10 protein-coding genes are annotated in these 10,972 nt (G+C 70.2%); 6 read left to right on the plus strand and 4 right to left on the minus strand.

Annotated features, from left to right (window positions below; genetic code table 11):
- The first annotated feature begins 19 nt into the window (after positions 1-19).
- Positions 20-430 (plus strand): DUF742 domain-containing protein, encoded by a 411-nt coding sequence (locus ACFWPQ_RS30310; RefSeq protein ID WP_361294932.1) that lies wholly within the window; start codon positions 20-22, stop codon positions 428-430.
- A complete protein-coding gene (locus tag ACFWPQ_RS30315; RefSeq protein ID WP_217547088.1) occupies positions 417-1,013 on the plus strand; it encodes an ATP/GTP-binding protein in 597 nt (198 codons plus the stop codon). Before ACFWPQ_RS30310 ends, ACFWPQ_RS30315 begins: the two co-directional genes overlap by 14 nt.
- A 108-nt stretch (positions 1,014-1,121) precedes the next feature.
- Here the strand turns inward: ACFWPQ_RS30315 and ACFWPQ_RS30320 are convergent, their stop codons facing one another.
- The 3 genes from ACFWPQ_RS30320 to ACFWPQ_RS30330 are packed head-to-tail and all read right to left on the minus strand — an operon-like array spanning position 1,122 to position 3,561.
- On the minus strand, positions 1,122-1,787 hold the full coding sequence (locus ACFWPQ_RS30320) for an ABC transporter permease (protein ID WP_361294936.1): 666 nt from the start codon (positions 1,785-1,787) through the stop codon (positions 1,122-1,124).
- Positions 1,784-2,434 (minus strand): ABC transporter permease subunit, encoded by a 651-nt coding sequence (locus ACFWPQ_RS30325; RefSeq protein ID WP_351497229.1) that lies wholly within the window; start codon positions 2,432-2,434, stop codon positions 1,784-1,786. The genes ACFWPQ_RS30320 and ACFWPQ_RS30325 overlap by 4 nt, the downstream gene beginning before the upstream one ends.
- Complete coding sequence (locus ACFWPQ_RS30330; RefSeq protein WP_384041580.1) at positions 2,431-3,561, minus strand: ABC transporter ATP-binding protein; 1,131 nt, start codon at positions 3,559-3,561, stop codon at positions 2,431-2,433. The genes ACFWPQ_RS30325 and ACFWPQ_RS30330 overlap by 4 nt, the downstream gene beginning before the upstream one ends.
- A gap of 243 nt (positions 3,562-3,804) precedes the next feature.
- Here ACFWPQ_RS30330 and ACFWPQ_RS30335 point away from each other — a divergent pair, with 243 nt between their 5' ends.
- The 3 genes from ACFWPQ_RS30335 (at position 3,805) to ACFWPQ_RS30345 (ending at position 8,296) form a co-directional block, all read left to right on the plus strand.
- A complete protein-coding gene (locus ACFWPQ_RS30335) occupies positions 3,805-4,650 on the plus strand; it encodes a dolichyl-phosphate beta-glucosyltransferase (protein WP_384041583.1) in 846 nt (281 codons plus the stop codon).
- The gene (locus ACFWPQ_RS30340) at positions 4,647-6,785 is read left to right on the plus strand and encodes an ArnT family glycosyltransferase (protein ID WP_384041586.1); all 2,139 of its coding nucleotides are present in this window, start codon (positions 4,647-4,649) and stop codon (positions 6,783-6,785) included. The genes ACFWPQ_RS30335 and ACFWPQ_RS30340 overlap by 4 nt, the downstream gene beginning before the upstream one ends.
- Before the next feature lie 392 nt (positions 6,786-7,177).
- Positions 7,178-8,296, plus strand: a complete 1,119-nt coding sequence (locus tag ACFWPQ_RS30345) for a M20/M25/M40 family metallo-hydrolase (protein ID WP_384041589.1) — start codon at positions 7,178-7,180, stop codon at positions 8,294-8,296.
- 14 nt (positions 8,297-8,310) lie between these two features.
- On the opposite strand, the gene ACFWPQ_RS30350 is transcribed toward ACFWPQ_RS30345, so the two are convergent.
- Positions 8,311-9,042: a TetR/AcrR family transcriptional regulator gene (locus ACFWPQ_RS30350; RefSeq protein ID WP_384041592.1), complete on the minus strand. Its 732-nt coding sequence runs from the start codon at positions 9,040-9,042 to the stop codon at positions 8,311-8,313.
- 191 nt (positions 9,043-9,233) lie between these two features.
- Here ACFWPQ_RS30350 and ACFWPQ_RS30355 point away from each other — a divergent pair, with 191 nt between their 5' ends.
- A complete protein-coding gene (locus ACFWPQ_RS30355) occupies positions 9,234-10,946 on the plus strand; it encodes an ABC transporter substrate-binding protein (RefSeq protein ID WP_384041595.1) in 1,713 nt (570 codons plus the stop codon).
- Positions 10,947-10,972 lie beyond the last annotated feature (26 nt).

The raw sequence follows: 10,972 nt of genomic DNA on the forward strand, positions 1-10,972 counted from the left end.
GAGAGAGGAAGACACAGCCATGGCGGACCCGCCTCCGGGCCCGGACCCGGTCGGCCCCGCCCCCGCCGTACGGCCGTTCCTGGTCACCGCCGGCCGGGTGGCGGACAGCGCCTCCGGACCGGCGATGCCCGTCGAGACCCAGGTGGTGGCCACCGTCGCCGGGCTCGCGGTGCTCGACCGGCTCTCCTTCGAGCAGCACGACATCGTCGCCGCGTGCCGGATTCCGCAGTCGCTCGCGGAACTGGCGGCCCGGCTGCGGCTGCACCTGAACGTGGTCCGGGTGCTGGCCGAAGACCTGCGCGAGGCCGGGCAGCTGACGGTCCACGTGCCCGACTTCGAGGCCACCCACGACTCGTCCGTCCTGCGCAGGGTTATCGATGGCCTGCGGGCCATCCCCGACTCCCGAGGGGTACTCCGTGACACCGACTGACTCGCTGACCCGGGGCACCGGGCGTACGGCCGTACGGCCGCCGCTGCCGGTGAAGATGGTCATCGCGGGCGGTTTCGGCGTGGGCAAGACCACTGCCGTCGGCTCGATCTCGGAGATCGAGCCACTGACCACCGAGGCGTCGATCACCGAGGTCGCGGCGGGTGTGGACGACCTCTCGCTCACCCCGCGCAAGACCACCACGACCGTGGCGATGGACTTCGGCTGCATCACCATCGACCCGACCCTGAAGCTGTACCTGTTCGGCACGCCCGGGCAGGAACGGTTCGGCTTCATGTGGGACGACATCGTCGAAGGGGCGCTCGGCGGGCTGGTCATCGTTGACACGCGTCGCCTGGACGACTGCTATGCCGCGGTCGACTACTTCGAGCACAAGGGGATTCCGTTCGCCGTCGCGATCAACGCGTTTGATGGCCGCGTCGAACACACCTTGGACGAGGTGCGCTGGGCACTGGACGTTGCTGAAGGGACTCCGCTGGTCGTCTTCGACGCGCGGGAACGGGGTTCTGTGCGGGATGCGCTGCTTGTTGTCCTGGAGCTGGCGTTGGCGCGTAGTGGAGGGTAGTTCGGTGGGTGGGGAACTGTCCGCCGCGTGGGGCTGATCGCGCCCACGCGGCGGAGCCGCACATTGATACAGTCCCGCGCCCCTGACGGGGCGCTGCCCCTGACGGGGCTAACTCCTCCGCACTCCGGGAGAGACCGTCAGTCGCTGTACCGCCCAGAAGATGCCCAGCGTCGCCAGAGCCATCGCCGCCACCAGGGTGGCGCCGCCCACGACCTTCTCGTAGTTCTTCTGGTAGAGGCCGTCGATGATGTAGCGGCCGAGGCCGCCCAGGCTGACGTAGGCCGCGATCGTCGCCGTCGAGACGATCTGGATGGCCGCCGAGCGCAGGCCGCTGAGGATCAGCGGGAGGGCGACCGGGAGTTCGACCTGGAAGAGGACGCGTGCCTCCGGCATTCCCATGCCCCGCGCCGCGTCCACCGGGGACGGGTCGACCGAGCGCATCGCCTCGTACGTCGTGACCAGGATCGGCGGTACCGCGAGGATCACCAGCGGGATCATCACCGGCAGCATGCCGAAGCCGAGCCAGATGAACATCAGGACCAGCAGGCCGAAGCTGGGCAGCGCCCGGCCGGCCGTGGCGATCAGGGCGAGGGTGTTGCCGCCGCGGCCGTAGTGACCGGTGATCAGGCCGATCGGCAGGCCGATGCCCGCCGCGTAGGCCAGCGCCTCCAGGGAGTACTGGATGTGTTCCCAGAGGCGGGTGGGGATGCCGTCGTAGCCGTGCCAGTGGGAGCTGTCGCTGAAGAAGGCGTGGACGTAGTTGAGGACGTTCACCGGGTGCTCTCCTTCGGCATCCAGGGCGTCAGCACACGGCGTACGAGAACGAGGACCGCGTCGGCCAGGATGGCCAGTACGGCCGTGGTCACGACCGAGTTCACCGCCAGTTCGGGGCGGTGGTAGATGTTCGCGTCGTTGAGCAGGTTGCCGAGGGCGCCCTGGTTGCCGATCAGCATGCCGACGCTGACGAGGGAGATGCTGGAGACGGTGGCGACGCGCAGGCCCGCGATGATCGCGGGGACGGCGATCGGCAACTGGACCTGGAAGTAACGGCGTACGGGGCCGAGGCCCATCGCGGTCGCGGCGGCCAGGGTCTCGGCCGGGACCGAGCGGACGCCGTCCACGATGGCCGGGACCAGGACCACCAGGCTGTACACCGCGAGCGGGATCATCACGGTCGTCTCGGTCTGGCCGGTGTAGTCGATGAGGACGACGAAGAAGGCCAGGGAGGGGATGGCGTACAGGATCGTGGTCACGCCCAGCACCGGCGGGTACAGCCAGCGGAAGCGCACGCAGAGCTGCGCGATGGGCAGGGACACCAGCAGACCGGCCAGGACCGGGATGAGCGCCTCGCGCAGGTGGAGGCCGATCAGCCCGAAGTAGGTGTTCTGGAGGTCGCTCGGGATGTCGAAGAAGCCGCTCATCCCCCGACCTTCGCGTCGTCGCGGCCCTCGGCGTGCGCGGTGCGGATCGCGGCGCCGATGACCTGCTGGGAGACGACGCCGACCGCGCGTCCCTCGCCGTCCACGGCCACGGCCCAGCCGGTCGGCGAGAGGACGGAACCGTCGAGCGCGGCGCGCAGCGAGTCCCTGCCGGGAATGAAGGGCCGTCCGTACGAGATCAGTTGCTCCGGGCGGATCGAGCCGGCCGTGAGGGCCCGCGGCTCGCCCCAGCCGAGCGGCCTGCCGTCCAGGTCCGTGACGAGGAGGTAGGGGGCGTCGGCCGTGGCGCGGGCGCCGAGCCGGGTGGCGTCGGCGTCGATCGCGACGACCGGGGCGGTCTGCAGTTCGAGGTCCGCGGACGGGAAGAAGGAGAGCCGCCGGATGCCCCGGTCGGCGCCGAGGAAGTCCTCGACGAAGGCGTCCGCGGGGTCGGTCAGCAGTTGGGCGGGCGGGGCGTACTGGGCGAGGTGGCCGCCGGTGCGCATCACGGCGACCATCGTGCCGAGCTTGATCGCCTCGTCGATGTCATGGGTGACGAAGACGATGGTCTTGCCCAACTCGTCCTGGATGCGCAGCAGTTCGTCCTGGAGTCCCTTTCGGACCACCGGGTCGACGGCGGAGAACGGCTCGTCCATCAGCAGCACCGGCGGGTCGGCGGCGAGCGCCCGGGCCACACCGACGCGCTGCTGCTGGCCGCCGGAGAGCTGGTACGGGTAGCGCTTGGCGAGCGCGGAGTCGAGACCGACCCGCTCCATCAGCTCGGCCGCCCGGGACCGCGCCCGCTGCTTGCTCCAGCCGAGCAGCCGGGGCACGGTGGCGATGTTGTCGATGATGGTGCGGTGCTGGAAGAGACCGGCGTTCTGGATGACGTAACCCATCGACCGGCGCAGGGTGTTGACCGGCTGGGCGTGGATGTCGGCGCCGTCGAGGAGGATGCGGCCCTCGCTGGGCTCCACCATCCGGTTGATCATCCGAAGGGTCGTCGTCTTGCCGCAGCCCGAAGGACCGACGAAGACGGTGATCGAGCGATCCGGTATCTCCAGGGAGAGCCGGTCGACGGCGACCGTACCGTCCGGGTACCGCTTGGTGACTGAATCTATCCGTATCAAAACGCCGAATACCCTTCGGGTTTGCCAGAGAGTGCCCAGTTATCGACCACGGTCGCCGTGGCGCAGGCTGTTGTGGACAGAGTTTAAACCGGAAGTGTTTCAGTACTTTGGCGGCTGACTGATCCTCTTCAGTTTGTGACCTGACCGTGGTCCGCTGTGCTCCACCTGTGAGTTCCCTGATTCTCATTCCTCGCTCAGTGAAGCCTCACGACCGCCCCAGACAGGGCCCGGATCGTCATGGCCATGAACGAAACGAACGCGGGAGGCGTCCGGCGCCGGTCGGTCGAGATCGTGGTGCCGGTGTACAACGAGGCACACGTCCTCGCCGGCAGCATCGGCCGTCTCCACGCATACCTCGAAGACTCCTTCCCGTTCCCGTTCCGCATCACCATCGCGGACAACGCGAGCACGGACGCCACCTGGACGGTGGCGACCGACCTGACCCTGCGCCTGCCGCACGTCCACGCACAGCGGCTGGAGCAGAAGGGCCGGGGCCGCGCCCTGAAGCACGTGTGGAGCCGGTCCACCGCCGACGTCGTCGCCTACATGGACGTCGATCTGTCGACGGGGCTCGACGGCTTCCTGCCGCTGGTCGCCCCGCTCCTCTCCGGGCACAGCGACCTCGCCATCGGCAGCCGGCTGCACCGGCAGTCGGCCGTGGTGCGCGGCCCGAAGCGGGAGTTCATCTCGCGCTCCTACAACCTGCTGCTCAAGGCAGGCCTCGGCGCCCGCTTCTCGGACGCGCAGTGCGGCTTCAAGGCCGTGCGCACCGAGGTGTTCCGCGCCCTCGCCCCGCACATCGAGGACACCGCCTGGTTCTTCGACACCGAACTCCTCGTGCTCGCCCAGCGCAACGGGCTGCGCGTGCACGAGGTCCCGGTCGACTGGGTCGACGACCCCGACAGCCGGGTCGACATCGTCCGCACCGCCGCCGACGACCTCAGGGGCATGGCCCGCATGTTCCGGGCCACCGTCACCGGCCGCACCCGCATCCACGCCGTACCCCGCCGCACCACCGTCCCCCAGAACGTCACGGCCCTGCCCACCGGGGCAGCCACCGCCGTCGAGCCCTTGGAGTACGCGTCATGACGACCCTCGCCCCGCCGCCCACCCCGGTCCAGGACGGCCGGCACCGGGCCGCCACCCCGCCGGTCTCCCGTGCCAGAAGGCTGTTCCTGGGCGCCCCCGAGGACCCGCGCTGGGCCCGCCCGGCGCTGTGGGCGATCCTGCTCCTGGCCACCGCCCTGTACGCCTGGAACCTCACCTCGATCACCGGCAACACCTTCTACGACGCGGCGGTCTACTCCGGCACCAAGAGCTGGAAGGCGTTCTTCTTCGGCGCCCTCGACGCCGGCAGCTTCATCACCGTCGACAAGCCCCCCTTCGCCCTCTGGGTGATGGGCCTGTCCGCCCGCGTCTTCGGCTACGGCACCTGGCAGTTGATGCTGCCGATGGTCGCCGTCGGCGTCGGCTCGGTGGCCCTGCTGTACCGGCTGGTGAAGCGGGACTTCGGGGTCGTGGCGGGCACGATCGCCGCCCTCGTGCTGACCCTCACGCCGATCACCGTCGCCATCAACCGGGACACCAACCCCGACCCGATCCTGGTCTTCCTGATGCTGCTCGGCGCGGCCGCGCTGCTGAAGGCCGTGCGCACGGGCAGGCTCATGCCCCTGGTCTGGTCGGCGGTCGCGATCGGGTTCGCCTTCAACACCAAGATGATGCAGGCGTACGTGGTGCTGCCCGCGTTCTTCGTCGTCTATCTCTGGGCCACGAACCTGTCGTTGGGCAGGCGCATCCGCAACCTCGCCGTCGCCACGGTCGCGTTGGTCGTGAGCAGTGCCTGGTGGATGGTGATCGTCGACCTGATCCCGGCCTCCTCGCGGCCCTACATCGGCGGCTCCACCGACAACACCGTGTGGGACCTGGTCATCGGCTACAACGGCTTCGGCCGGATCTTCGGGGCGAGTTCCTCGGTGGGCTCGCAGGGCAACGGCGCTAGCTTCGGCGGCAGTTCGGGTCTGTACCGGATGTTCAACGACATCATGGGCGGCCAGATCTCCTGGCTGATCCCGTTCGCCGCGATCGCCCTCGTCGGCGGCCTGGTGCTGCGCGGCCGGGCTCCGCGCACCGACGCCAAGCGGGCGGCCCTCATGCTCTGGGGCGGCTGGTTCGTCCTGCACTTCCTGACCTTCTCCCTCGCCGAGGGCACCTTCCACCCGTACTACGTCACCGCCATGGCGCCGGGGATCGCCGCCCTGGCCGGCGCGGGCGGGGTCATGCTGTACAAGGCCTTCAAGGAGGGCTCGGTCGCGAAGTGGGGCTGGGTGCTTCCGGCGGCCGTCGCCGCCACCACCGTCTGGGCGGTCGTGCTGCTCCAGCGGGTCTCCGGCTCCGGCACGGTGTACACGGTCGCCGAGGTGGTGGCCGCGCTGGGCGGTGCGCTGGCGGTGGCCGGGCTGCTGGCCGGGCGGTTCATGCGGCGGCAGAAGCTGATGGGCCTCGCGGCGGTGGCGGCGGTCGTCGCCCTGCTGGCCGGCCCGGCCGCCTACTCCGTCTCGGCGGCCACGACCGCGAGCACCAACGGCACCAACCCGACGGCGGGGCCGAACACCGGCGGCGGCATGGGCGGTATGGGCGGCGGTGGCCAGCGCCCGAGCGGCAGCGCGCCGAGCGGGACCGCCCCCGGCGGTTCCGGCAGTTCCACCGGCTCCAGCAGCTCCGGCAGCTCCGGCGGGCAGTCCATGGGACAGCCGCCGACCGGCACGGGAAGCACCGGAACCGGCACCGACTCCAGCTCCAGCTCCAGCTCCAGCTCCAGCTCCAGCTCCAGCTCCAGCTCCAACAGCCAGTCGGAGTCCGGTCGTACCGCCGGAGGCATGGGCGGTGGCACCCAGGTCAGCTCCGCGATGATCACGTACCTCAAGAAGCACCAGGACGGCGCCACCTGGCTGGTCGCGGTGGCCACCGACCAGACCGCGTCCTCGATCATCCTGGAGTCCGGTCAGCCCGTCATCTCCATGGGCGGCTGGTCCGGCAGCGACGACGCGATGACCCTCGCCAAGCTCAAGAGCCTGGTGAAGGCGGGCAAGCTGCACTACATCGTGGTCAGCAGCGACGGCGGCCAGGGCACGAACTCGGAGATCGCGACCTGGGTGAAGAAGCACGGCACGGCGGTGAGCGCGTACAGCGGCCTGTACCGCCTGGACGCGTCCGACGTCGGCTGACCACCGCTTGACCACGCACACTGTCCGGCCGCCCGCAGGCGGCCGGACATCTGCATGACGTGGGTGCGCGCGCGGAGGGGCGCCGTGCGCCTTCGCTTCAGTGGCCGTCGCGGAGGTCGCGGGCGGGTTCGACGGCGGCGGGTTCGCGGGCGGGGGCGACCCCACCGGCCGTACGAGCGCGTCGCCGTCCTCCCGCAACGCCGGTGCGGGGACGCGGTCGCACCTCTGGAGAAGTCGCTCGTCGGCATGGCACTCCCAGAAGATAGCAATGCATATTGACTATCTTCTAGACTACGAGCATGGTGATCCTCCCGGAATCCTGGAATCCCGGATCCCCGACGGCCCACGGTCGGCGGGGATCCGGGACCGTCATCCATCGGAAGGGAGCTGTCTTGTCCTTCAGTTCCGGCTTCACGCCCCCCGAGCGCTTCACCCGGCGACTGGGGCAACTGGTGGGCATCGAGACGCCGTCGGGTGGGGACCGTGGGCTGAACGACGCCTACGACCTGCTCGAAAGCTGGGCGGTCAGCGCGCTGGGACGCCCGCGGCGGGTCATCTCCGGCGGGGTGCCGCATCTGTACTGGCGCGGCGCCGATCCCGCCGTACCGACAAGCCATCGGGTCCTGCTGCTCGGGCACGCCGACACGGTGTGGCCGCTCGGCACCCTGGCGGAGATCCCGTTCGCCGTGGCAGGAACGCGCGCGACCGGCCCCGGGGTCTTCGACATGAAGGCCGGTCTCGTCCTCGCCTTCGAGGCACTCGCGCAGGCGGGGGACGTCTCCCACGTCAGCATGGTGGTGTCCGGTGACGAGGAGCGCGGGTCGGCCACCTCACGCGCCCTCGTCGAGGAGGCCGCCGCGGCCTGCGGCGCCGTCCTGGTGCTCGAACCCGGCGAGGGCGGCGCGCTCAAGACCGCACGCAAGGGCGTCGCGCAGTACCGCCTCGGCGTCAGCGGCCGGGCCGCGCACGCCGGCCTCGAACCGCACAACGGCGTCAACGCGCTGATCGAACTGGCCCATCAGGTGCTGACGATCAGCGATCTGGCCGACCCCGACCGCGGGACCACCGTCACGCCCACGGTGGGCAGCGCCGGCACCACCATCAACACCGTTCCCGAGCGGGCGTTCGTGGACGTCGACGTGCGCGCCTGGGAGCGCACGGAACTGGAACGGGTGGAACGGGAACTACGGGCACTGCGGCCGCGGGAGCCCGGCGCGGAACTCGCCTTCCAGGGCAGCGTCAACCGCGGCCCGCTGGAACGCGGGATGTCCGCCGGCCTGCTGGACTCCGCCCGGGCGGTCGCCGAGCGGCTGGGGCTCGGCCCGGTCACCGAGACCGGCGTCGGCGGCGGCTCGGACGGCAACATCACGGCGAGTCTGGGGGTGCCCACCCTGGACGGCCTGGGCCCGGACGGCGGTGGCGCACACGCCCGCCACGAGTGGGTGGACCTGACCTCCGTCCGGGACCGCACGGCCCTCGTCGCCGGCCTGCTCGCCGATCGGGCGCCCTGAGATCGGGGCCCCGGTCACGCCCCCGTCGCCCGGTCCCGCACCCGGGCCTCCACCGAGTCCAGCAGCATGTCGATCGCGTTGTCGAAGATCCCGGGATCGCCGATCGCCGTCAGCGGGGCCGTCAGACCGGCGATCCGCGGGTAGGTGTCCGCCGGGAGCCGGCGGTACTCCAGCTCCCAGGCCAGCGTGTCCCGGTCGCGGGAGTCGGGGTCGAGCGCCTGGAGCCCGGCCTCCATGGCGGACAGCGAGCGGATGACGTTCCCGAAGACCCGGACGAACGCCACCGCCTCCTCGTCGTCGAGACCGGCCCGGTGCAGGCAGTCGAGGGCGAACTCCACGTTGGCGAACTCGGTCGGCCGGCGCGTCGTACGTGCCGCCATCTGCCAGGCGAACACGGGATACCGCAGGTAGTGCTCGTGGATGTACCGGGCCTGGGTGCGCAGGTCGTCGCGCCAGGAGTCGGTGGCCTGGAGCTGTCCGCCGTAGGAGCGCGCCCGCAGGTCGTCGATGAGCTCCAGGACCAGCTCGTCCTTGTCGCGGAAGTGCCGGTAGAGCGAGGTCGGGTGGGCGTGCAGCTCCTTGGCCAGGGCCTGGAAGGTGAACGACTCCAGGCCGTCCCGGGTGGCGACCTTCTCCGCCGCGTCCAGGATCACCCGCCGGCTGAGCGTGTCCCGCGCCAGCCTCCGCCGTCCCCCGGCCCCACCCGCCGCGGCTCCCTTGCCGTCGCCCGCGCGCGCACCACTCATGCTCTTCCCTTCCCTCGGCTCCCTCGGCGTTCCGGGCCGCCGTCGCGACCCTATCGCCTGCCCGCCTGCACCAAAACGTTATTCACACACCTGGGCAATGCAAACGCATAGTTACTAGCCTATCTCCATTGCTAAGTCTTGTGAGGCTCCCTACGATGAGCCCACGGCTTCGCCACGGAAGGTTTCCAGCCATGCCTCAACCGCTCACAGCGACCGTTCAGGGCCGGTTCCCGGCCAGACTCCCGGCGGCCGGCGCACTCCTCACCGCACTCACGCTGACCGCCACCGCATGCACCTCCGGGGCTGCCTCCCCCCAGTCGGAATCCGGCACGAACCTGCCGGTCGGACAGGGCGGCAGCCTCGTCATCGGAGCCGAGCAGGAACCCGACTGCGCCGACTGGATCGGCACCTGCGGCGCCTCCGTCTGGGGCACGTACCTGATGCAGACCGAGACCGTCCCACAGGTCTTCGACGTCCGCCTCAAGGACGGGAACTGGACACCGGTCCCCTCGAACCTGATGGCGTCCGAGCCGACCACGAAACCGGTCGGGAAACAGCAGCAGATCACCTACCGGCTCAACCCGAAGGCCGTCTGGTCCGACGGAAAGCCGATCACCTCCGCGGACCTGAAGTACACCGCCCTCCAGGTCCGCGACGGCAAGGCGATCTTCGACAAGAGCGGCTACGACCGCATCACGTCGATCGCCACCCCCGACGCCACCACCGCCGTCGTCACCCTCAAGTCCCCCTACGGCAACTGGAAGCAGCTCTTCGGCGCCGGCTACGGGGTGCTGCCCTCCCATCTCCTCCAGGGCAAGGACCGGGACGCCGTCATGAAGGACGGCTACGCCTTCAGCGGCGGCCCGTGGAAGATCGCGTCCTGGAGGAAGGGGGTCTCGGTCACCCTCGTCCCCAACGACCGCTACTGGGGCCCCAAGCCGCACCTGGACAAGGTCACCTTCCAGTTCGCCTCGGACACCTCGGCGGCGATCCAGGCCTTCGCCGGCGGAACGTTCGACGCCCTCTACCCCACCCCGCAGCTCACCACGGTCGACCAGATCAAGACCCTGGGCAGCGCGGCCCGCATGCAGGTGCAGTCACAGACCGGCAACCTCCAGGCACTGTGGCTCAACAACGCGAAGTTCCCCTTCGACTCGGCCGCCGTGCGCAAGGCCTTCGCCTACTCGGTCGACCGGGAGGCCATCGTCAAGCGCCTGTTCGGCTCCTACGGCGTCACCGCCCCCGCACAGAGCTTCCTGTCGCCCCTGGTCTCCCGTTACGCGTCCACGGACTTCTCCGGCTACCGGCCCGACGCGGCCGAGGCGGCGCAGCTGATGAAGGCGGACGGGTGGACGAAGAACGGGAGCGGGTACTGGGCGAAGAACGGCAAGGAGGCCGCGTTCACCGTCACCTCCCTCGCCGGCAACCAGAGCCGCGAGCTGACCGAGCAGATACTCCAGGCCCAGCTCGCCAAGGCCGGGTTCCGGGTGACGATCAAGAACTCCACGCCCGCGGAGCTCTTCGGCAAGCTCGCCCCCGCCGGTGACTTCCAGCTGGGCCTGTGGAACCTCACCGACGCGTTCCCGAACCCGACCCTGGCCGCCACCTTCAGCAGCACGGCCATCCCGAGCGCCGCCAACGGCCGGTCCGGCATCAACTTCATGCGGATCCGCATCCCCGGTCTGGACCCGGTGCTGGAGCAGGTGGAGACCGAACTCGACGACACCGCCCGGATCACGGAGTCGCACAGGGCGGAGAAGCTCATCGCCGACGACGTCCCCTCGCTGCCGCTGGCCGCCGTCCCGAACATCCTGGTCACCGGTGCGCGCGTCGGCGGGCCGCTCTCCATCAACCCGGTGGAAGGCCCCTGGTGGAACCTCGAGGAATGGGGCCTGGCGAAATGACACCGGTCCGCTCACCCCGCAGGGGC

Source organism: Streptomyces sp. NPDC058464, from assembly GCF_042721035.1.
Taxonomy (GTDB): domain Bacteria; phylum Actinomycetota; class Actinomycetes; order Streptomycetales; family Streptomycetaceae; genus Streptomyces.

Bases quoted from the DNA above. Each gene is read 5' to 3' on its own strand.
- ACFWPQ_RS30310 (WP_361294932.1), top strand. From the start codon at position 20: ATGGCGGACCCGCCTCCGGGCCCGGACCCGGTCGGCCCCGCCCCCGCC.
- ACFWPQ_RS30325 (WP_351497229.1), bottom strand. From the start codon at position 2,434: ATGAGCGGCTTCTTCGACATCCCGAGCGACCTCCAGAACACCTACTTC.
- ACFWPQ_RS30335 (WP_384041583.1), top strand. From the start codon at position 3,805: ATGAACGAAACGAACGCGGGAGGCGTCCGGCGCCGGTCGGTCGAGATC.
- ACFWPQ_RS30340 (WP_384041586.1), top strand. From the start codon at position 4,647: ATGACGACCCTCGCCCCGCCGCCCACCCCGGTCCAGGACGGCCGGCAC.
- ACFWPQ_RS30350 (WP_384041592.1), bottom strand. From the start codon at position 9,042: ATGAGTGGTGCGCGCGCGGGCGACGGCAAGGGAGCCGCGGCGGGTGGG.
- ACFWPQ_RS30355 (WP_384041595.1), top strand. From the start codon at position 9,234: ATGCCTCAACCGCTCACAGCGACCGTTCAGGGCCGGTTCCCGGCCAGA.